Genomic DNA, 19,378 nt, shown 5'->3' on the forward strand with positions numbered 1-19,378 from the left:
CTCTGCGCCAAGAGATATCGGATGACTCACGACTGACACGTCGAAGACATCCGACCTCTCGCCTCGCTACAGTGCAGTCGGGGCAGGCGCGCGCCGACGCCGGTCGGTCAGGGGAGGAATCGGATGTCCGCAGTCGACAAGGCGTTCCACGGCCTACGGCACATGATCGCGACGGGACGGCTCGGCGCCGGGGAACGCATTCCCCCCGAGGCGGACCTCTGCGAGGAACTGGGCGTCTCCCGCGGCTCGCTCCGCGAGGCGGTGCGGATGCTCGCGGCCCTGGGCGTCATCGAGCCCCGCCACGGCTCCGGCACGTACGTCTCCCAGCTCCGGCCGGAGGACCTGATCGGCAGCCTCTCGCTGACCCTGCAACTCCTGCCGCTGCCCGGACTGCTGGAGGTCTACGAGATCCGCCGCGTCCTGGAGGCCCACGTCGCGGCCAAGGCCGCCGCCCGGGCGACATCCGGGACCGTCGAGACGCTCTTCTCCCTCATCGAGGCCATGGAGGCCACCGAGGACCCCACCGAGGCCTCGGAACTCGACCACCGCTTCCACGCCGAGATCGCCCGCGCGGGCGGCAACCCCACGCTCGCCTCCCTGCTCGCGGTCTTCCGCGCCCGCTCCCGCAAGTACCAGGTCTTCACCCTCCCCGAGGGCCCCGAGCTGCGCCAGAAGAGCGACGCGGACCACCGGATCCTCGCCACCGCCATCGCCGACCGCGACCCGGGCGCGGCGGCGGGCGCGGCCGAGGCACACGTCGCCCAGACGGAACGCTGGCTGCGCGCGTTGATGCCGCCCGTGGAGGAGGAGCCCGGCACCTCCGTCTGACGGCGGCCCACCCACTTTTTTGTGCGTACTTGGCAGCCCGCGCCGCGCGGGCGAACCTTGAGGTGAGCCGGCCGGGACGCACGGGGAACGGAGGTGGTGCGGGTATGCGTCAGGAGACCGGGGGAACGGCCTCGGTCAGCCTCTCCAGACGGCGGTGTCCCCAGTCGGACAGCGGCGCGAGCGCCTCGGCGAGCTCACGGCCGAAAGCGGTCAGCGAGTAGACCGTCTTCGGCGGCAGCACGTCGTGCACCTCCCGGTGCACCAGGCCGTCCGCCTCCATCTCGCGCAGCGCGCCGGTCAGCACCTTCTCGCTGAGCCCGGGCACCCGTCGGCGCAGTTCGGCCGGCCGGTGCGGACCGGACTCCAGCATCCACAGCAACGTGGTCTTCCACTTGCCCTCGATCACGGCGATCGCGGCGGTCACCCCGCAGACGTCCGGATCGTGGCGTCGGTGCACCATCTGCGCCCCTTTCCTCAGCAATTGCCCTATACCTTAATGGAGTTGTCCGCATGCCCGAGAACACCGCCCCCTCCGCATCCGTGACCGTCATCGGTCTCGGCCCGATGGGGCGCGCGCTGGCCGCCGCCTTCCTGGACGCGGGTCTGCACACCACCGTCTGGAACCGCACCCCGGGCCGGGACGGCGACCTTCTCGCGCGGGGCGCCGTCCCGGCGGCCTCACCCGAGGAGGCGGTCGCCGCCGCCCCGCTGACCGTCGTCTGCGTGGTGAACTACGACGCCTCGGACGCCGTACTGCGCCGGCCCGAGGTCACCACCGCGCTCAAGGGCCGTACGGTCGTGAACCTGAGCGCCGACACCCCCGAACGCGCCCGGGACACGGCCGAGTGGGCCGGCCGGCACGGCATCCGCTACCTGGACGGCGCGATCATGACCCCGACGCCGGCCATCGGCACGGACGACGCGGTGTTCCTGCACAGCGGCCCGGCGGACCTGTACGAGGAGCACCGGCCGGTGCTGGCGGCGCTCGGCGGCACCCACACCCACCTCGGCGAGGACGCCGGCCGGGCCGCCGTGTACGACATCGCGCTCCTGGACATCTTCTGGACGGCGATGGCCGGCTACGTGCACGCCCTCACCCTGGCCCGCGCGGAGGGCGTCACCGGCGCGGACCTCGCCCCCTTCGCGCAGGGCATCGCCGCCATCCTGCCGCCGCTGTTCACCGAGTTCGCGGCGGACAGCGACGCCGGCACCTACTCGGGCGAGCTGAACCCGGTCACCTCGGCCGTGTCGACCATGGCCCACGTCGTCCACGCCTCCGAGGCCCACGGCATCGACGCCAGTCTCATGCGCGTGATCGAGGGCCAGGCCCGGCGGGTCGTCGCCCTGGGGCACGGCACGGACGGGTACACCCGGGTGGCGGAGGTGATCGGGCGCCGCTGAGGAGTCAGGCCGCCGCCGAGGAGTCAGAAGGGGAGCGGGCGCGCCCGCACCACCTCCAGCCGGGACACCGCCCGCGTCAGCACCACGTACAGCCGGTGCAGGCCGCGCTCCTCCGCCTGAGCGATCGCCGCCGGTTCGACGGCCACCACATGGTCGTACTCCAGTCCCTTGACGACGCTCGCCGGCACCACGGCGACCCGCGCGCCGAGGTCCTCCGGTCCGGCCGCCGCCACTCCCGCCCCGGCCAGCGCCCGCCGCAGCCGGGGCACGTCGGCGTCCGCCGCGACGACCCCGACCGAGCCGTCCCGCTCCAGCGCGTCCCGTACGGCGGCGACGACCGCGCCGGGCACCGCGCCCTCGTCGGGGACCTCCCGGACGCGCACCTCGCCGTCCCCGCGCAGCGAACGGGACGGCGGAACGTCGACGTCCAGCCGTTCCAGCAGCCGGTTGGCGAGCGTGACCACCGCCCGCGGCACCCGGAACCCGGTGGTCAGCGACACCACGGCCGCATCCGGCTTCCCCAGGTGCCGCAGCACCGCCGGCCACGAACGGGCCGCCCACGGCGTGGTCCCCTGCGCCAGATCGCCCAGCACGGTGAGTGAGCCGAAGGCGGCCCGGCGGGCGACGGCCCGGCACTCCATCGGGGACAGGTCCTGCGCCTCGTCGACCACGACGTGCCCGTATCCCGCGGGATGCCCGATCAGCCCGGCCACCTCGTCCAGCAGCACCAGATCGGCGGCCGACCAGCGCACCGACCTCCACGACCGCGGCGGCCCCGCCCGCAGCACGGCCTTCCGCTCCCCGGCGTCCAGCAGTCCCCCGGAGGCAGCGGCCAGCCGCCCGGGGTCACCGAGCAGTTCCGCCACCACCTCCTCCGCCCGCACCTCCGGCCAGACGGCGTCGACGTACGCCGACACCGGCCGTGCCCGCTCGATCCGGCGCACCCAGGCGGTGCCCCGCGGCCCGCCGCGCCGCTCGGCCCGCTCCCGCACGGCGCGCACGATCCGGGCCCGCACCCGCTCCCGTCCCACTCCGTAGGGCGGTTCACCGGCCCGCACGTCCGCCACGATCCGTGCCAGTTCCTCCGCCCCGACCCGCCACCGGTACGAGCCGTCGGGGACGGCGAGGGAGTCGGTCCGGTCGGTGCGCACCCGCGCGTACAGGGCCCTGCGCAGCACCTCGGCCATCCGGACGTCGTGCTTGACGACGGCCGCGCGCTCGTCGTCGGTCCCGGTCACGGGGTGCCGGGCGATCTCCTCGAGGAGGGTCGACTGCCGTACGCCGGTCTCGCCGAGGGCGGGCAGGACCTCGGCGATGTAGGAGAGGAAGGTGCGGTTGGGTCCGAGGACGAGCAGCCCGCCGCGCCGGACGCGCTGCGGGTGGGTGTAGAGCAGGTACGCCGCCCGGTGGAGGCCGACGGCGGTCTTGCCGGTGCCGGGCGCGCCCTGCACGCACACGGAGAGGTCCAGGTCCGCGCGGACGAGGTCGTCCTGCTCGGGCTGGAGGGTGGCCGCGATGTCCCGCATGGGGCCGACGCGGGGCCGCTCGATCTCCCGGGCGACGATGCCGCCGGACCGCTCCTCCCCCTGCTCCAGGTGCTCGTCCTCCAGGCCGGTCAGGTCGGCGGCATCACCCCGGCTGCCGGGGGCCCAGCCGAACCGCCGGCGTACGGCGACGCCCTGCGGATCCCGGGCGGAGGCCTGGTAGAAGGCGCGGGAGACGGGCGCCCGCCAGTCGACGACGAGGGGCGGGGCGGCCGGCTGCTCGGTGATCCGCAGCCGCCCGACGTGGTAGCTCTGCCCGCGGTGGCGGGGGTCGTGCGGGCCGAAGTCGAGCCGCCCGAAGAACAGCGGCCCCGGGGGCAGCTCGCGCAGCTCCACGGCCCGGCTGCGCAGCCGGTACCCGAGGACTTCGGCGTCGGCGCCGGACGCGGAGACGTCCTCTCCGGTGACGACCTGCTCGTCGGCGCCTTCGGCCATGAGGGCGAGGGCGGAGCGGCAGCGGTCGTGGTGGGCGCGTTCCTGGTCGAGGGCGTGCCGGAGGGCGGGTTCGGGTGACGTCATTCCACCGAGCGTAGCGAATAAAGTGATTGAGTCACATTTTTTACTCAGTCACAGAGCTGTGGCAGGCTCTCCGCCAGCACCCCGAACGCCCGCTCCGCCGCCGCCACCGCGTCGCCGCGCACCTCCTCGATCCGCTCCCCCGCCGCGATCCGCCGCCAGTTCTCCTGCGCGAGGATCCGCCGTACGGCGATGATCTGCCCGGCCGCCAGCCGCGCGCCGAGCCCGCCCCCGAGGGCCCCGGCCAGCGCCTCCTCGGCCCGCTCCAGGTGGCCGTACAGCCGCGCGACCAGCGACGGGGTGCCGTACAGCAGCGTGTGGAAGGCGAGCACCTCGGGATCGTCGCTTAGCCCGGTGACCGGGTCGCACCGCTGAAGCCCCTCCAGGAAGTGCCGCCGCAGCGCCTCGACGGGCGCCGGCCCCCGCCCGGCGACCCGCGCGGCCTCGCCCTCGTGATCGGCGATCCGGTACAGGACGAGGTCCTCCTTCGCCGGGAAGTACCGGAACAGCGTCGGCTTGGAGATCTCCGCCGCGGCGGCCACCTCGGCCACGGACACCGCGTCGAAGCCCCGCTCCAGGAAGAGCCGGATCGCGGTGTCCGACACGGTCCGGTACATCCGCAGCCTCTTGCGCTCACGCAGCCCGATCTCACTCATGCGGTGAGCCTACGCACCGGATCCCGCAGGCCCGCGGCCTTCCTACACCAGGGCCCGGACAAGATACGGGTTCGCCGTGGAGCGGACCGGAAGACCGAGCGCCCCCGTGGCGACAGCCAGGGTCACCGCGTAGGAGTCCACGGCGCGGCGGACATTGGGCGCGTCCAGGCTCGCGCCGGTGACGATGCGGTCGAGGTCGATGTAGGCGGAGCGGACGATCTCCAGCCGGCGGTACACCTGCCAGTCCGCGCGCCAGTCACGGGTGTACTCGGCCGGCAGCCCGGCCTCCCAGCGGCGGAACATCCGGTCCCGGATCTCCGGCCGGGTCGGAGTGAGGTGCATGTGCCGGACCAGGTCGTACAGGGGGTCGCCGATCAGGGCCATCTCCCAGTCGATGATGGTGAGCGCGTCGGAGCCGTCCCGGCGCACCAGGTTCCACGGGTTGAGGTCACCGTGCAGCAGGGACGGCTCCCGATGGCTCACTTCCTGGCGGGACAGGATCTGATCCAGACGCTCGGCGTCCGGCAGGCCCAGCTGCCGGGCCAGTTGCCGCGTCTTCCTGGGCAGCTCCCTGACCAGACGGACGAGCTCGCTCTTGAGCCACCGGTGGAAGCCCCGCTCGCCCGCCAGCGGATCGAGTTGCCTGTAGTCCACCCGGGTCAGGGCGCAGAGCTGGTCCACGAGTCCGTCCGCTTCGTGCGGCAGCAGGCCGTTCACGGGATGATCCGGGGGCCGGTTGATGTCGTGCGGACCCACGTACGTGTGGATGGCGAAGCTGTCGTTCAGGTAGGTCTCGCCCAGTGCCAGGGCTCTCGGCGCCGCCACGGCGACGGGTGCCTCCTCGATGGCGCGCAGCACGGCGTGCTCACTCAGGAGGCGTGGTTCCCGTCTGAAGACCTCGGGCAGTCTCCGTCGCACCACGACGGGACAGTCGACGGCCGGAACCCGCACCACGGTGTTGAGATGGGCAGTCCCCTTGAACACCCGGCCCGCGGGGGCCGCCCCCTCCACCTCCAGTGCGCCCAGAACAGCGGTCTCGGGGAAGTCGTCCGGCAGCGACAGCCGCCGGTCCGGCTGCCAGCCGAAGGCCTGGGCGATGAGGCCGCGGCCACCGCGGCCCCGGTCACGGCGGGACGCCAGCCAGCGGAACAGCGCCCGTTCGATCTCCTGCGGACCTGGCACGTTCCTGAGCCGCAGGGGCAGGGCGGCCGCCTCCAGCGCCCGGCCCACCTCCGCCGTCGCCTCGTCCAGGTTCTTCTGAGAGAACGATTCCTCCAGGGACCGCGCGGCCCTCATCACGTCCGGGAAGACGGACTGCGCACGCTCGAAGGCCAGGTAGTGGCCGAGGTCCTTCGCGAGTCCGTTGACGGCGGCGGGGCGGATGCCCCGCATGGCCTCCTCCCACGCGTCGATCACCTCGGACCACTGGTGGGCGGGGTAACGCATGCGCACCAGGTGGGTCGCCAGGTCATGCAGCGGGTCACCGTAGGTCGCCAGCTCCCAGTCGACACAGATGAGCGGGGGAGCTCCGTAGGCGACGATGAGGTTGTCGCGGTGGAGGTCGGCGTGCAGCAGGCTGTAAGGGCGCCGCGCCATGACGGGGACCCGCTCGGCCAACCTGACCAGAGCGTCCTCCGGCATGCCCAGTGCCGCGAACAGTCCACCGAAAGCAGCCCAATTGGGCTGGCGGATCTGCTGGTCCGCCAGGTGCGCGAGCTTGCGCAGAAAACCCTGGCTGTCGGTGTCGTTACGAGGCCAGCCCGCCGGCAAAGGCGGCAGCGCGCTGCGCCGCACCTGGGCCATCTGGGCAAGCAGTCCGGCCAGCGCCTTGATGAGCAGCGTGTCCACGGGCTTGTCGTTCCCGCAGACGCTGGAGAGCGGCACTCCTTCCACATAGCTGTGGATCGCGAAGCCGGCCCCTTTGGCCAGGCACTGCGGTACATGCGGCAGGATCCCCCTGACCGCGCCCAGGATCTCGTCCTCGTTGGCCCAGGTCCTGATCACGACCGGCAGTGCCTCGGCCCGGCGGATCCGCACCGTCACGGAGGACCCCGCCTCACGGCCCAGCAGCCGTGCCGTCGCGTCGGTCAGCGGCAGTACGTAGTTCTGGTTGTGGTGACCGCTGCTCGCCTGCCCGCACCGGGTGGCGAGTTCCACGAAATCCCGGAGCCGGCCGTCGGGCGCGACGGGTCCCCCGAGGGCGGGTCGGGGAACAGGGGGTGCGCCCACTGGCCGCTCCAGGAGGTACGAGAGGAGTCACAACTGACGGTAGGCATGCGGCGCGCTGTCCCGCACGCGAAGTACCGCATGCCGGGTCGCGTCGGGCGCTGTGTCACCCGTCTGCCCGAGGCTGCGGAAGCCCGTCCGAGTCGGCTGATGTGCTTCCTGGTACGGGCGGGGGCGAGCGGTCGCTCAATCGGTGCGCGCAGGCTACAGCATGCCGTTCAATCCGAAAGCAGGTGCCAGACCGAGTCGAACCACTGCTGCATGCTGTCGACGAAGACCGACCCCGGAGCGGTCGGATCGCCGGTCATCACGTGATGGGTGAGGGTGGCACCGAGGCCCAGGACGTCCAGCGCGGTCACCACCTCGCCGCGCTCCAGCTCCAGCGGCCGCTCGATGATCTCGTACATGCCGTGCAGGACCTCGACGGCGTTGAGAAGGTAGAGCTTGAAGGTGGGAGTGAGCGGGGTGTGCCGGATCCGCACGTCGACCGAGGGCACGAGACCTTCCGTCTGCAGGTCTCTGAGCGCACCCAGCAGCGACGCGGTGTGCGACTCGGTGATGGTGCGCAACCGTTCCCTGAGGCGGGTGTCGTTCCGGTCGTCCTTGACCCGGGGATAGGGCAGCGGCAGTGTCGAGTCCGGCAGCAGCATGCGCAAGGTGATGCGCTGCGGTGAGATGAAGCCGCCGCGAATGCGCTCCGACTGGAGCCGGATGTGCGCGTCGAGCGACTCGGACGTCAGCGTGTAGACGTCCAGGATGACATCGGGCTGCTCGAAGGCCTCACTGATGAAAGGGGCCAGCGTCACCTGCCCGCGCAACCGCGTCGCCTTGGCGGCCGAGGACTGTATGCGCTGGGTTTTGATCACCCGCGAGCCACTGCCCCGCCGCGACTGGATCCAGCCTTCGTTCTCCAGCTCGCGCAGCGCCCGTTGCACCGTGTCACGGGAGACTCTCAGCTCCTCGGCCAGGGCACGCTGCGCAGGCAGGAACGCCCCCAGTGGGTACGGGTCCCCTATCCGCCCGCGCAGCTCGTCCGCGACCCGCTGGAACTCCCTGCCACCGCCGCCTTTGCCGGTCCGCTGTCCGCCCACAACCGGGACATACCGCTTTCAGTCCACCGACAAACCAACCAGTCGCCGCACCCCGCCAATTCCCTTATGTACCAAGTTGGTTAAGGGATCAACCGGGCCGGGCAGACCACAATCAGCACAACCAGTCCAATTGGACGACAAGTTGAGCACTTATCCGAAGGCGGAAGGAGTTGGTCGGACCATGCCCCTGTCCCACGTGCTCATGGGCCTCGGCGAGCTGTCCCTGAGCGTGCTCGCGGAGACACGGCTGGGCCCAGTCGGCCTCGTGCTCCTCTTCCTCATCGGCGTGTGGGCACGGGCGCGCCGGGACGGCCTCGCCGTCGGCGCGGCGATGATGCTCACCGTGCTGATGCTTCAGGCCTGACGCAGGTCACGGACCAGGCGGAGTACGGGCTCCAGGGAGTCCACGACCGTCGTGGCGCCCGCGTCACGCAGGAGCTTGCTCTTGCGGTCGCTGCGGGCGTAGCCGAGGAACGGTACGCCGGCGGCCCGCGCGGCGAAGAGGTCGGACGGGGTGTCGCCGATCATCAGTGCAGACGTGGGTGCGGCGCCCATCGCGTTCAGGGCGCGGTTGAGGCAATGGGGGTGCGGTTTCAGGTGGTTCAGCTCCTGGGTCCGGCCGTATATGTGGGGGGCGAAGCAGGGGACCAGCCGGCGGGAGGCGAGGTATTCGCGCACGACGCGCGGAGAGTTGTTGGTGGTGATGGCCAGGCGGGCGCCCACCGCGGTCCAGGTGCGGATCAGGGGATCGGCGTACGGGGTGGGCATCGCGGAGGCGGTGGCCCGCAGCTCCTCCTGGGTGAGGCGCTCCTCGAGCTCCGCGACCAGGTCGCTGCCGGGGTGCCGGCGGTCGACGGCGCGCAGGACGACATGCGGGTCCAGTGACTCGCGTTCGGACTCCGTGAGCAGGCCGTGCAGGCCGCGTCCCTCGAGCCAGGCCGCCAGGTCGTTCGCCACCCGCTCCGCCGAGTGCCCGGCGAACAGCCTGCAGATGGGGCCGTCGAAGTCCCACAGCACGACACGGACACCTCTGGACAGGGCCCGCAGTTCGTTCCGTTCCGTCTCGGTCTCGGCCGTCACCGCATCAGTCTGTGTCGTCTCAGAAGTCACTAGGAGAGTGTCAGGTCCGTGGTGATGGTTTCCCAGAGGGCGTCGAACCACTTCTGGGATTCGTCCACGAACGCCTGGTCCCGCTGGCCGGCCTGCCTGACGAAGGAGAAGAGCAGGGACGTGGAGCCCAGGGCGTCGTACATCTCCAGGGTGCGGCTCTCCCACTCCTCCTCGCGCCGGGTGAGGAGGTAGTAGCCGAGCAGTGCCTCCTCCCCGTTGAGCAGGTACAGCTTCACCGGCGGGGTGAAGGGCAGCGCGCGGAACGAGACGTGCACGTCGATGCCGTGGGTGGCGCGCAGGGCGAGGAGGTTGTGCTGGAGCACGCGGGCCTGTGCGTTGCGCATCGACAGCCAGCGCTCGTGCACCGGGTTGCCGCCGCCGCTGCCCTCCTCGACGGGGACCGGGAAGGCCAGGTTGATGTTCCGGGAGGGCAGCAGGATGCGGACGTCGACGGATTCGGGGCGGGTACGGCCCTCATGGATGTGCCGCAGCGGCTCACCGAGCGCCACCATGAAGCTCTCCGAGGTCAGGCACACCGCGTCGATCCGCACCCGGGCCGACTCGAACGCGTCCGTCAGGCGGGGTGCGAGGCCCACCATCGTCGGCTGGGGCTCCTCCCGCACGGGGGCCGGTCCGGCGATCCGCGGCGGGCTGCCCTTGCTGACGTTGCTGAGCAGGCCGTCCTCCTGGAGGGCGCGCAGGGCCTGGCGGACGGTTCCGCGCTCCACGCCGAACTCCTCGGCCAACTCGGCCTGGGTCGGCAACCGGTCGCCCGCCTTGAGCTCGCCGCCCCGGATGCGTTCCCGCAGGATGTCGGCGATCTCCTGGGGCGAGTGCTTGCCACTGCCGTTCACTGCCACGTTCTCCTGGGCCACGACCAAACGCTACAACTTCGATCCACCTTACGGGAGTTGTTTGAAAGTTGTTTGAGACCAGCTGCCAATTGGGGACAACTTAATCAGAGTTGGTCGCCAACTTTGCCAAGTTGGCTCAACCGTCAAGGGGGACACCATGCACTTCATCGCTCTGATCTCCGCCGTCCTCGTCGTCACCGTCGAACAGCTCGTCCAGTGGAAGTACGGTGCGGCCGGCATCGTCGGCCTCCTGCTGCTCACGGTGGGCATCCGGGCCAACAGGCCGGGCGTCAGCTCCGCCGGAGCGGTGCTGCTCGTCCTGCTGGTGGGGAAACCCGCCCTGTGAGCGGCAGCTCGGTCAGCCGTTCCCGTGGGAGACGTCAGCTCGTGAGCACCAGTTCCGAACTGATGGTCTCCCACAGCGCGTTGAACCACAGCGCCGACTGTTCCACGAACGTGGTGTCCCGCAGGCCCGCACCCTGGTCGAAGGCGAACAGCATGGACCGTATGCCCTGCGCGTCGTACGTCTCCAGGCTCCCGTGGTCGATCTGGGCCTCGCTGCGGGCCACCGTGTAGTAGGCGAACAACGCCTCCACGCCGTTGAGCAGATACAGCTTCACCGGCGGGGTGAAGGGCAGCGCGCGGAACGACACGTGCACGTCGATGCCGTGCGTGGCGCGCAGCGCGAGGAGATTGTGGCGGAGCACCTGGCCCTGGGCGTTGCGCATCGACAGCCACCGCTCGTGCACCGGGTCCTCGCCGCCCTCCCGCCCCCCGACCGGAACCGGGAAGGCGAGGTCGATGTCCCGGCTGGGCAGCAGCACGCGGACGTCGACCTTGGCCGGTTTCAGTCGCCCCGCGTGGATCTGCCGCAGCGGCTCCCCGATGGCCAGGGTGAGGGAGATGGAGGTCAGGCAGACGGCGTCGATCTCGACGTGCTCGGCCTCGAAGGCCGCGGCGATCCTGGGCGCGAGGGCGACCGTGGTGGGCAGCGGCGGAGCCGCGGGACCGGTCGGCACCCCGCCGGTGCGGCGTGCGACGGTCGCCGGGGCGCCCTTGGAGACGTTGGTGAGCAGCTGCTCGGACTGCAGGATGCGCAGCGCCTGGCGTACCGCGGGGCGCTCCACGCCGAACTCGGCGGCGAGCTGGGCCTGGGTGGGCATGCGCTGACCCGGCCGCAGCGCACCGGACCGGATCCGTGCGCGCAGCTCGTCGGCCACCTCGCGATGTGTCCTCTGTGGCCGCTGTGGCTTCTTCCGCCCACTGGCGGAGACGTGTTCCGGGTCCACAACCAAACACTACAACTTCTCGCCATCTTTGGGCAGTTCAGCCGAGGGTGGTTATAAGCCTCTTCCAAGTGGAGATAACCAACAACAAGTTGGTCACCAACTCGAGCAACCTGGTCGACCCACTCAGGGGTTGGCCCACCAGGATGACGGTTGGGAGGCCACGGACAAAGGGGGACCGTCATGCCGCTCATCGCCATCGCCCTCGCCGCCCTGGCCATCGGATTCGAGCAGCTCGTCCAGTGGAAGTACGGGCCGATGGGAATCATCGCCTTCGTCGCCCTCACCGTGGGCATCAAGGCACGGAACACCATGATCAGCGGCATCGGCGCGGTCATCCTCGTGATGCTGCTCGCCCAGTCCGGCTGACAGCACACCGCACGGACCGCCGGCCGGGCTCCCTTCCGGAGGGGAGCCGGGAGCCCCGTCGGCAGGCACCACCCGCACAACAACCACAACTGAACAGCTCGCTACGGATGAGTGCTCACCCGTCGTCGGCGGAAGGAGGCGGCAGCAGGGGCGCGTACCGGGACGGCGCTCAGAAGATGTCCGGGCACCACGGTCGCCTGGACGTACGCAGCAGGGCGTCGGCCTGACGGGCGGCGCCCGCTCGTTCTTCCCGCACCCGGTCCAGCGCCGCCAGCCGCACCGCCGACTCGTCCCCCAGCCACAGCACGGCCAACTCGGCGACGTCCAGCGTCAGATCCGCGCTCTCGGTGGTCCGCGCGCAGGCCCCGGCCCCGTCCGCCGACGCCTCGAGCCGGTAGCGCCCGCCGCTCAGCCCGCCGCTGTCGGTCACCTCGAGGACCAGCGACCCCGCCGCCCCGTACGTCCGCGCCCGAAGGGCCCGTTCGACGTCCAGGATCCGCACCCACAGCCAGTCCGCCTGCGTCGTCACGGCGGCGGCGCGCGGGTCCGGCAGCATGTGCGGGAGCAGATCGTCGGGGGCCCGCCAGCCGCTCTTCACCTTCACCACCCAGTCCACCGAACACAGGTAGTGCCACAGCGCGCGCTCGGCGGCCGGGGTCACCCCCGTCAGCCACTTCACCTGGGCCGTGTTCAACGGCTGCTTGGCGTCGCCCCAGGTGTCGTCGGCCGTGTAGGCGACCATGCCCTCGACCTCGCCGCCGGCCGAGCGGTACACCGCGTAGTACGGCTCGTGGAACGTCGGGTGGAAACGCACGGCCCCGGTGGTGATCCTCCACCACAGCTCGTCGCGGCTGACGGCACCCGGCTGTGCCCGGCGCAGCCGCTCGTGCAGCTCGGGACCGAGCTTGCAGACGTCCTCGGCGTCCACGAGGTCGATCCTGCCGCCGTCCTCCGGGCCGGACCGGCGCGGGTCGAGACCGGTCCGCGGCACGTCGACCGTCCACTCGGTCGTCGAGGTGGCCGGGCCGAAGCCGTACCGCCCGTAGATCGGGTACTCGGCCGCGATCAGCGTCGCGACGACGTCCCCGCGCTCCTTCGCGGCGGCGAGGTCCCGCTCCATCATGCGGGTGAGCAGGCCCCGCCGGCGGTGGGTGGGGGCGACGGTGACGTTGGTGACGGCGTCGGCCGGCACGGCCGCCCCGCCGACCACGGTGAGCTCCTGCGCGAAGGAACGGAACGTGGCGACGCAGCGCCCGCCGTCGAACGCCCCGACCGACCGGCCGGACCTGAACTGCGCCCGGCGCGCTTCGAGGATGTCCGCGGCCGAGGTGGGCTCCCGCAGGAACCCGATGTTCATGACCCGGTTCCAGTCGGCGAACTCGGGCTCGGTGATGGGGCGTACGTCGATGGGGGCGCGGGAGGTCATGGGCTCACGGTAGGTGGGCCGCCCGGCGGGTGTCGACGCGGTTTTCCCCGCCGCCGGCGGCCGTCCCGCTCACGCGAGCAGGTCGTCGACCTGGGCCTCCCCCTCCCGGTACCGGCGCGCGATCTCCGCGCTGCACTCGTCGGCCGTGCGCTGCAACCGCTGCCGCCGCCGGGACACCTGCTGCTCGTACCGCACCAGCCGCCCCATCGCGGTGCTCAGCTCCCCGTCCGTGCGGGCGCCCAGGTCCGACAGCTCCACCTCGCCGAGCGTCTCCGCCGCCAGCCGCCGGTACTCCTCGCTCTGCGGGGTGCCCAGCGTCACATGGCGGGCGGAGGAACGGTGCCGGGCCGGACCGTCCCGCAGGATCTCCGGCAGCCGCTCCACCACCGACGCGTCCCCCGGCGCGACGACCGGGGCCCCGCCCTGCGGGACCCGCCGCGCCAGCTCGGCCCGCAGGATGTCGATGCGCCCCTGGAGCAGCCGCCGCACATAGCTGAGATCGGCCTCGTCCCGCTGCGCGTCACGGCGCACCGCGCGCAGCTCGGACAGACTGAGCACGGTCAAGTCGGCCGCTCGCTTCTCCTCGGGCAGCACCGGGCTGTCGGTGCGCTGTGCGGGCGGCCGGTGGAACTCCCGTTCCACGGTTCCCGCGTGGGCCAACGGAACAGCCGTCGCCGGCTGTCCGATTCCCGGTGTGCTCATGTGCCTCAACCGTCCCCTCGACCGGCATGTGCCAGCATCGTGCCACCCCAAGCGGCCACTATGTGAGCGAGTGGTCCCGATCCGCCCCAGATGGGCGCTAAGGAGTAAAAATAGCCCGACCGGGGTCCCGCGCGGGCCGCCGTCGGCCGTCTGTTCGCCGACCGGCATGATGGTCGTATGCGTGCAGTGGTGCAGAGGGTCGACGGGGCGAGCGTCGTCGTGGACGGCGAGACGGTGGGCGCGATCGAGGGCGAGGGACTGTGCGTCCTCGTCGGCGTCACCCACGAGGACACCAAGGAGAAGGCGGCACAGCTCGCCCGCAAGCTCTGGTCGGTCCGGATGCTCCAGGACGAGAAGTCGTGCAGCGACACCGGCGCCCCGCTCCTGGTGATCAGCCAGTTCACCCTGTACGGCGACGCCCGCAAGGGCCGCCGGCCCACCTGGAACGCCGCCGCCCCGGGCGACCTCGCCGAACCGCTGGTCGACGAGGTGGTCGCCCAGCTGCGCGCCCTGGGGGCGACGGTGGCGACGGGCCGCTTCGGCGCGAGGATGAGGGTGTCGCTGACCAACGACGGCCCGTTCACCGTCCTGCTGGAGATCTGAGCCCCGCGGCTCAGGGCTCGACGACGGTCTCCTGCGCCGCCGCGGTCTCCCCGGCGAGCAGCCGCGCGTCCACCGGGACGTTGCGCTTCACCAGCGCCAGCGCGACCGGACCCAGCTCGTGGTGGCGTACGGACGTCGTGATGAACCCGACCTTCCGTCCGTCCGGTCCGTCGTCGGCCAGCCGGATCCCGGTCCCCGCGACGGGCAGGTGCACCTCGCTGCCGTCCAGGTGCAGGAAGACCAGCCGCCGCGGCGGCTTCCCCAGGTTCTGCACCCGGGCGACCGTCTCCTGCCCCCGGTAGCAGCCCTTCTGCAGGTGCACCGCGCCGCCGATCCAGCCCAGCTCGTGCGGGATGGTGCGGTGGTCGGTCTCGAAGCCGAGCCGCGGCCGCCGCTGCTCGACCCGCAGCGCCTCGAGCGCGAGGATCCCGGCGGGCGGCCCCGCCTTCTCCGCGTACGGCTCCAGATCCTCGCGGGGCAGGAACAGGTCCCGCCCGTACGGCGTCTCGCGCACCACGACGCCCTCGGGCACCTCGGCGATGGACCCGGCCGGCAGATGCACCACCGCGATGTCGGCGGTGCGGTCGGCGACCTCCACCCGGTAGAAGAACTTCATCGACTCCAGGTACGCGATCAGCGCGTCCTGGGTGCCGGGCTCGACGTGCGCCCACACCGTCTCCCCGTCGTCGACCAGGTAGAGCGCGTGCTCGATGTGGCCGTTCGCGGAGAGGATCAGGGCCTCGGTGGCCTGGTGCGGCGGCAGGTCGCTGACGTGCTGGGTGAGCAGCAGGTGCAGCCAGCCGAGCCGTTCCGGTCCGGTGACGGTGACGACCCCGCGGTGGGACAGGTCGACGAAACCGGTGCCGTCGGCGAGGGCGCGCTGCTCGCGGAACAGGTCGCCGTAGTGGGCGGCCACGCCTTCGTCCACGCCCTCGGCGGGGACGGCGCCGGGCAGGGTCAGCAGGGGGCTCTTCATATGCCAAGCCTACGACTCGGCGGGTCGGGCCTTCCGGGCGCAGTCCCCGCACCGGCCGAAGATCGCGAAGTGCTTCATGTCGGTGTCGAAGCCGAAGGTGTCCCGCAGCTTGGCCGTGAACTCGGCGGCCACCTCCACGTCCGCCTCGATGACGTCGGTGCAGTCGCGGCAGACCAGGTGCAGATGGTGGTGCCGGTCGGCGAGGTGGTAGGTCGGGGCGCCGTGCCCGAGGTGGGCGTGGCTGACCAGGCCCAGCTCCTCCAGCAGCTCCAGGGTGCGGTACACGGTGGAAATGTTGACCCCCGACGCCGTCTTCCTCACTTCCACGAGGATGTCGTCGGGGGTCGCGTGCTCCAGGGTGTCGACTGCTTCGAGCACGAGTTGGCGCTGCGGCGTCAGCCGGTAGCCGCGCTGCCTGAGGTCGCTCTTCCAGTCGGTGCTCACCACACCTCGAGTCTAGGACCTACTTGAAGAACGCGATCCCGTCGTCCGGCATGTCGTCGGGCAGGGCCTTGGCCCAGCGCTCGACCTCCTCCGGCGTGACGACCTTCTTCAGGTGCGCCGACATGTAGGGGCGCAGCTCGACCTCGGGGGTCTGCTTCTCGCCGACCCACATCAGGTCGCTCTTGACGTAGCCGTACAGCCGCTTGCCGCCGCTGTAGGGCTGCGCGGCGGCGGTCCGGGCCACGGCGTCGGTCACCAGGTCGATCTGCGGCTTGCCCTCGGCCATCTCGCCGTACCAGATCTCGATGACACCGTCGTCGCGGGTCATCGTCACCTCGACCTTGCGGCCGGTGTCGATCCGCCAGAAGCCGTGCTCGGACTCCAGCGGCCGCGTCTTGTTGCCGTCGCCGTCCAGCACCCAGGTGCGGGAGCTGTACTCCAGGAAGTCCCGGCCGTCGTGGCTGAAGGTGACCTCCTGGCCGAAGTTGCACTTCTCGGCGCCGGGGAAGTCGTGCACGCCGGCGCCCGCCCAGTCGCCGAGCAGGAAGGCGAGGGGGACGAGGTCCTTGTGCAGGTCGGACGGGATCTCGATCATGAGCGGAACTTCCTGGCGTCGGTGATCAGCGCTGGCCCTGGTACAGCTTCTTCACGGTCAGTCCGGCGAAGGCGAGAACGCCGACGGCGACCAGGACCAGCAGGGCTTCGAAGAAGATAACCACGGGGTGCTCCTTGAGCGGGGGGTGCGGTGGTGTGCACGGGCCGGTCCCCAGCTTACGCGGCCGGGGCCGGCCCCTGGCGGCCGAGGTGCCGCCGCACGCCCTTCAGCCCAGCAGCTGGCTCTGCAGCACCACCGTCTGCCGGAACGGCACGGCGTGCGCGGCCCCCTTGCGGGACTGCAGCACCACCGCGAGGACGTCACCGGCGGCGAGGTAGGCCTGCCGGTCCTGCGCGGCGCCGTAGGGCTTGGACTCGGTGTAGACGGAGCGCTGCACCCCGGGAACGGGGGCCGTCTCGTCGGGGAACGACTCGTCCCGGCCGGCGCTCTCGGCGCCCCGCAGCGCGTAGCCCGGGTCGGTGTACGAGAAGTGGGGCCGGAAGAAGGTGTCCTCCACCATGGCCGCGGTGTCGAACCGCAGCAGGTAGATCCGGGTACGGGTGCCGTCCCCGGTCGTCCAGCCGCGGGCCGCGATGTGCCGCAGGCCGCCGTCGACGAGCTGCTGCCCGAACGTCTCCCGGTCGTCCTTGTCCGCGTACTCCTCCAGGAAGTCCTCGGTCGCCAGCCAGCCGTCCGTGCCGCGCAGGGCCTCGATCTCCTCGGCCCCCTTCGGGGCGGGCAGCAGGAGGGCGCGCAGGTCGGCGTGGTGGGTTCCCGCCGGGTTGGCATCCGCCCGCGGCCCGGGGCTGCCCGACGGCAGGGGCGGCTTCGTCAGCCGCGGGTACTCCCACCGCCCGTCGGACTCCGTGGCCAGCCCGGGGACGTCCGTGCGCTCCATCCTCGTGATGCCGTAGGCGGTTCCCGCGCCGGCCACCGCGAACACCGCCACGGCGGCCGTCCAGCGCAGCGCGGCACGCAGGACCCGGCGGTCCTTGCGCACGGGCCGTGGCCCGACCGGCGCTTCCGGCTGCTCACGGGGCTCCTCGGGCGGGGTGGGCGCGAGGGCCTGCTGCTCGCTCATACGGCCTTCCCGGGTTCGTCGATACGGTCCAGCTGCTGACCGAGCAGCGCGGCGACACTCTTGGTGTCGAGCGGCTTCCCACCGTCCGCGGTGAGGCCGACCAGGACGTCCCCGACGTAGGCCGAGCAGCGCATCGACTCGAGGCCGGACTCCGTGTCCTTGGGCGGCAGGAAGCACTTGGCGTTCTTGTGGCCCTTGATCTTCGGTCCCTCGCGGAAGACGTCGAGGGCGTCGAGCAGCCCGGTCTGGAACCTCACGAGGTCCCGCACGGCCTCCCGGTCCTTCATCCGGGTGAGCACGATGCCCACGGAGAAGACCTCTTCCTCGCTGTAGACGCTGGTCGACCCGCTGGTGTAGCTGCGCATCGCCATCCCCTCGACGCGCCAGCTGTCGATCTCCTTCTCCAGCCGCTTGCGCTGGGAGCGCGGCAGGTCGCGCAGCGACTTCTTGTGCAGCTCCGTGGCGCCGGCGCCGTCGAGCCGCGCGTCCGAGCCGAACTCGGCGAGGTCGGGCCCCTGGAGCCAGTTGTCGTACCCGTGCGGCACGAGCATCCCCGCGAGCCCCTGCTCCTTCGGCGACGCGCCCTCGACGGCAGCGGCCTCGGGCATCTTCCACTCGGGCGCACCGGCGTCGCGGTCCGCGTCCTTCACGGTCACGACGGTGTAGCCCGTCCCGGCGACGACGGCCCCGGCGATCAGCACGGAGCCGGCGACGGCTGCGACCCGCCCCCACCGCACGGACCGCTTCCCGGCGGGAGCGGCCGGCTCGGACGGCACCACCGGCTGGTTCTCCGCTCCACTCACAGCCGCTCCATCTGCCGCTCGGCCAGATCCATGATCATCTTTTTTCCGACGGGCTTGTCCCCGTACACCCAGATCTCCATCGCGATGTCCCCGCGCCAGGCGTGCGCCTCCGCGCCGTACAAGGGTTCGTAACCGGGCTCGGCCTCGGGTCGGTTGTGGACGTACACCCGGCCGTCCCCGGTACCGGGCACGAGCCAGCTGTCCGTGTCCTCCTTCTCGTCCGCCCAGTACTGGCTGTTCTCGGCGCTGCCGGCGGCTCCCAGGGTCTCCTCCTGGCGGAACTGGACCAGCCGGACCTCCACGCTGTAGTCGTTGCCGAACCAGCCCGTGACGGCCACGCGGCGGAACCCGTCCATGGCCAGCTGCCCGAACACCTCGCCGGACTCCTCGTAGTAACCGGCGTACTCGCTGAGCTCCATCCAGCCGTCCTCGCCCATCAGCCAGTCGGCGGGCCTGGCCGAGCGGGGCCTCTTGATCAGCAGCTTGCGCAGGTCGCCGTCGGTCTTCACGCGGCGGTCCTGCGCCGCGGACAGGGGCTCGGGCCCCTTGCCCTTCGCCTGCGCGAGCACCGGCTGCGACAGCGACGGCAGCCTGGTGGGCTCGCGGTCGGCCTGGACGAGGTAGCCGGTGCACGCTCCGGCGATCAGCCCCAGCACCAGGGCGGTACCGATCAGCGCGGTCGTCCGCCCCCGCCGCCGGCGCTTCCCGGTCGCCTCCGGCACCGCACCGTCCGCGGCCCCCGGCGCATCGGCTGCTTCTTCGGGTTGTTCCAAGACGTCCCCCCACAGAAGGTGAAGCGCGTATTCCGTGCACGCGCGCACAGGAGACCGACGGCCGCCGACCGGAGTTGTAGCGATCATGATTACG

Annotated in this window: 22 protein-coding genes; 6 read left to right on the forward strand and 16 right to left on the reverse strand. The window is 71.6% G+C overall.

The annotated features are described in order from the left end of the window. Window positions 1–123: 123 nt before the first annotated feature. Complete coding sequence (locus F1615_RS30125; protein ID WP_149552225.1) at window positions 124–828, forward strand: FadR/GntR family transcriptional regulator; 705 nt, start codon at window positions 124–126, stop codon at window positions 826–828. A 109-nt stretch (window positions 829–937) separates the two neighbouring features. On the opposite strand, the gene F1615_RS30130 is transcribed toward F1615_RS30125, so the two are convergent. After that, on the reverse strand, window positions 938–1,288 hold the full coding sequence (locus F1615_RS30130; RefSeq protein ID WP_149552226.1) for a winged helix-turn-helix transcriptional regulator: 351 nt from the start codon (window positions 1,286–1,288) through the stop codon (window positions 938–940). Window positions 1,289–1,338: 50 nt separating this feature from the next. Here F1615_RS30130 and F1615_RS30135 point away from each other — a divergent pair, with 50 nt between their 5' ends. Next, on the forward strand, window positions 1,339–2,229 hold the full coding sequence (locus F1615_RS30135) for an NAD(P)-dependent oxidoreductase (RefSeq protein WP_149552227.1): 891 nt from the start codon (window positions 1,339–1,341) through the stop codon (window positions 2,227–2,229). 23 nt (window positions 2,230–2,252) lie between these two features. On the opposite strand, the gene F1615_RS30140 is transcribed toward F1615_RS30135, so the two are convergent. The 4 genes from F1615_RS30140 to F1615_RS30155 all read right to left on the reverse strand — a co-directional run bounded on the left by F1615_RS30140 (window position 2,253) and on the right by F1615_RS30155 (window position 8,262). Continuing rightward, window positions 2,253–4,292, reverse strand: coding sequence for a HelD family protein (locus tag F1615_RS30140; protein WP_149552228.1), 2,040 nt, complete (start codon window positions 4,290–4,292; stop codon window positions 2,253–2,255). Window positions 4,293–4,336: 44 nt separating this feature from the next. Then, on the reverse strand, window positions 4,337–4,945 hold the full coding sequence (locus F1615_RS30145; protein ID WP_149552229.1) for a TetR family transcriptional regulator: 609 nt from the start codon (window positions 4,943–4,945) through the stop codon (window positions 4,337–4,339). A gap of 42 nt (window positions 4,946–4,987) precedes the next feature. Beyond that, window positions 4,988–7,174: an aminoglycoside phosphotransferase family protein gene (locus F1615_RS30150; protein ID WP_149552230.1), complete on the reverse strand. Its 2,187-nt coding sequence runs from the start codon at window positions 7,172–7,174 to the stop codon at window positions 4,988–4,990. A 215-nt stretch (window positions 7,175–7,389) separates the two neighbouring features. After that, window positions 7,390–8,262 (reverse strand): winged helix-turn-helix domain-containing protein, encoded by an 873-nt coding sequence (locus tag F1615_RS30155; protein WP_149552231.1) that lies wholly within the window; start codon window positions 8,260–8,262, stop codon window positions 7,390–7,392. A gap of 181 nt (window positions 8,263–8,443) precedes the next feature. On the opposite strand from F1615_RS30155, the gene F1615_RS30160 reads away from it, so the two are divergent. Further along, the gene (locus F1615_RS30160; RefSeq protein ID WP_149552232.1) at window positions 8,444–8,626 is read left to right on the forward strand and encodes a hypothetical protein; all 183 of its coding nucleotides are present in this window, start codon (window positions 8,444–8,446) and stop codon (window positions 8,624–8,626) included. Here the strand turns inward: F1615_RS30160 and F1615_RS30165 are convergent. Together F1615_RS30165 and F1615_RS30170 are read right to left on the reverse strand one after the other, a co-directional pair. Next, window positions 8,617–9,342: an HAD family hydrolase gene (locus F1615_RS30165; RefSeq protein WP_244328908.1), complete on the reverse strand. Its 726-nt coding sequence runs from the start codon at window positions 9,340–9,342 to the stop codon at window positions 8,617–8,619. The genes F1615_RS30160 and F1615_RS30165 overlap by 10 nt on opposite strands. Before the next feature lie 29 nt (window positions 9,343–9,371). Beyond that, on the reverse strand, window positions 9,372–10,253 hold the full coding sequence (locus tag F1615_RS30170; protein WP_149552234.1) for a GntR family transcriptional regulator: 882 nt from the start codon (window positions 10,251–10,253) through the stop codon (window positions 9,372–9,374). Window positions 10,254–10,383: 130 nt separating this feature from the next. Between F1615_RS30170 and F1615_RS30175 the strand changes: the two genes are divergently transcribed. Beyond that, window positions 10,384–10,572, forward strand: a complete 189-nt coding sequence (locus tag F1615_RS30175; protein ID WP_149552235.1) for a hypothetical protein — start codon at window positions 10,384–10,386, stop codon at window positions 10,570–10,572. A gap of 34 nt (window positions 10,573–10,606) precedes the next feature. Here F1615_RS30175 and F1615_RS30180 read toward each other — a convergent pair whose 3' ends face one another. Continuing rightward, window positions 10,607–11,521, reverse strand: coding sequence for a FadR/GntR family transcriptional regulator (locus F1615_RS30180; protein WP_149552236.1), 915 nt, complete (start codon window positions 11,519–11,521; stop codon window positions 10,607–10,609). 174 nt (window positions 11,522–11,695) lie between these two features. On the opposite strand from F1615_RS30180, the gene F1615_RS30185 reads away from it, so the two are divergent. After that, the gene (locus F1615_RS30185) at window positions 11,696–11,881 is read left to right on the forward strand and encodes a hypothetical protein (protein ID WP_149552237.1); all 186 of its coding nucleotides are present in this window, start codon (window positions 11,696–11,698) and stop codon (window positions 11,879–11,881) included. Between the two features lie 169 nt (window positions 11,882–12,050). Here F1615_RS30185 and F1615_RS30190 read toward each other — a convergent pair whose 3' ends face one another. Beyond that, window positions 12,051–13,307, reverse strand: a complete 1,257-nt coding sequence (locus tag F1615_RS30190; RefSeq protein ID WP_149552238.1) for a GNAT family N-acetyltransferase — start codon at window positions 13,305–13,307, stop codon at window positions 12,051–12,053. A 69-nt stretch (window positions 13,308–13,376) separates the two neighbouring features. Beyond that, the gene (locus F1615_RS30195) at window positions 13,377–14,009 is read right to left on the reverse strand and encodes an aerial mycelium formation protein (protein WP_149552239.1); all 633 of its coding nucleotides are present in this window, start codon (window positions 14,007–14,009) and stop codon (window positions 13,377–13,379) included. 177 nt (window positions 14,010–14,186) lie between these two features. Between F1615_RS30195 and dtd the strand changes: the two genes are divergently transcribed. Continuing rightward, on the forward strand, window positions 14,187–14,612 hold the full coding sequence (gene dtd / locus F1615_RS30200) for a D-aminoacyl-tRNA deacylase (RefSeq protein ID WP_149552240.1): 426 nt from the start codon (window positions 14,187–14,189) through the stop codon (window positions 14,610–14,612). Between the two features lie 10 nt (window positions 14,613–14,622). Here the strand turns inward: dtd and F1615_RS30205 are convergent, their stop codons facing one another. The 6 genes from F1615_RS30205 to F1615_RS30235 all read right to left on the reverse strand — a co-directional run bounded on the left by F1615_RS30205 (window position 14,623) and on the right by F1615_RS30235 (window position 19,371). After that, the gene (locus tag F1615_RS30205) at window positions 14,623–15,588 is read right to left on the reverse strand and encodes a YgfZ/GcvT domain-containing protein (protein ID WP_149552241.1); all 966 of its coding nucleotides are present in this window, start codon (window positions 15,586–15,588) and stop codon (window positions 14,623–14,625) included. A 9-nt stretch (window positions 15,589–15,597) separates the two neighbouring features. Next, window positions 15,598–16,035, reverse strand: a complete 438-nt coding sequence (locus F1615_RS30210) for a Fur family transcriptional regulator (protein ID WP_149552242.1) — start codon at window positions 16,033–16,035, stop codon at window positions 15,598–15,600. 16 nt (window positions 16,036–16,051) lie between these two features. Beyond that, entirely contained in the window at window positions 16,052–16,627 is a 576-nt protein-coding gene (locus F1615_RS30215; RefSeq protein ID WP_149552243.1) for an FABP family protein, read from the reverse strand. Between the two features lie 226 nt (window positions 16,628–16,853). Further along, window positions 16,854–17,708, reverse strand: coding sequence for a hypothetical protein (locus F1615_RS30225; RefSeq protein ID WP_149552244.1), 855 nt, complete (start codon window positions 17,706–17,708; stop codon window positions 16,854–16,856). Next, window positions 17,705–18,511, reverse strand: coding sequence for a hypothetical protein (locus F1615_RS30230; protein ID WP_244328909.1), 807 nt, complete (start codon window positions 18,509–18,511; stop codon window positions 17,705–17,707). Before F1615_RS30230 ends, F1615_RS30225 begins: the two co-directional genes overlap by 4 nt. Continuing rightward, entirely contained in the window at window positions 18,508–19,371 is an 864-nt protein-coding gene (locus tag F1615_RS30235) for a hypothetical protein (protein WP_149552245.1), read from the reverse strand. The genes F1615_RS30230 and F1615_RS30235 overlap by 4 nt, the downstream gene beginning before the upstream one ends. Window positions 19,372–19,378: the final 7 nt, after the last annotated feature.

The sequence above is a fragment of the Streptomyces marokkonensis genome (assembly GCF_008312835.1).
Taxonomy (GTDB): Bacteria; Actinomycetota; Actinomycetes; order Streptomycetales; family Streptomycetaceae; genus Streptomyces; species Streptomyces marokkonensis_A.

What these genes read in the sequence shown, in the direction of transcription:
- F1615_RS30135 (WP_149552227.1), top strand. Translation starts at nt 1,339, where the DNA reads ATGCCCGAGAACACCGCCCCCTCCGCATCCGTGACCGTCATCGGTCTC.
- F1615_RS30195 (WP_149552239.1), bottom strand. Translation starts at nt 14,009, where the DNA reads ATGAGCACACCGGGAATCGGACAGCCGGCGACGGCTGTTCCGTTGGCC.
- F1615_RS30175 (WP_149552235.1), top strand. Translation starts at nt 10,384, where the DNA reads ATGCACTTCATCGCTCTGATCTCCGCCGTCCTCGTCGTCACCGTCGAA.
- F1615_RS30215 (WP_149552243.1), bottom strand. Translation starts at nt 16,627, where the DNA reads ATGATCGAGATCCCGTCCGACCTGCACAAGGACCTCGTCCCCCTCGCC.
- F1615_RS30160 (WP_149552232.1), top strand. Translation starts at nt 8,444, where the DNA reads ATGCCCCTGTCCCACGTGCTCATGGGCCTCGGCGAGCTGTCCCTGAGC.
- F1615_RS30205 (WP_149552241.1), bottom strand. Translation starts at nt 15,588, where the DNA reads ATGAAGAGCCCCCTGCTGACCCTGCCCGGCGCCGTCCCCGCCGAGGGC.
- F1615_RS30190 (WP_149552238.1), bottom strand. Translation starts at nt 13,307, where the DNA reads ATGACCTCCCGCGCCCCCATCGACGTACGCCCCATCACCGAGCCCGAG.
- F1615_RS30185 (WP_149552237.1), top strand. Translation starts at nt 11,696, where the DNA reads ATGCCGCTCATCGCCATCGCCCTCGCCGCCCTGGCCATCGGATTCGAG.
- F1615_RS30235 (WP_149552245.1), bottom strand. Translation starts at nt 19,371, where the DNA reads ATGATCGCTACAACTCCGGTCGGCGGCCGTCGGTCTCCTGTGCGCGCG.
- F1615_RS30125 (WP_149552225.1), top strand. Translation starts at nt 124, where the DNA reads ATGTCCGCAGTCGACAAGGCGTTCCACGGCCTACGGCACATGATCGCG.
- F1615_RS30225 (WP_149552244.1), bottom strand. Translation starts at nt 17,708, where the DNA reads ATGAGCGAGCAGCAGGCCCTCGCGCCCACCCCGCCCGAGGAGCCCCGT.
- F1615_RS30130 (WP_149552226.1), bottom strand. Translation starts at nt 1,288, where the DNA reads ATGGTGCACCGACGCCACGATCCGGACGTCTGCGGGGTGACCGCCGCG.
- dtd (WP_149552240.1), top strand. Translation starts at nt 14,187, where the DNA reads ATGCGTGCAGTGGTGCAGAGGGTCGACGGGGCGAGCGTCGTCGTGGAC.
- F1615_RS30140 (WP_149552228.1), bottom strand. Translation starts at nt 4,292, where the DNA reads ATGACGTCACCCGAACCCGCCCTCCGGCACGCCCTCGACCAGGAACGC.
- F1615_RS30145 (WP_149552229.1), bottom strand. Translation starts at nt 4,945, where the DNA reads ATGAGTGAGATCGGGCTGCGTGAGCGCAAGAGGCTGCGGATGTACCGG.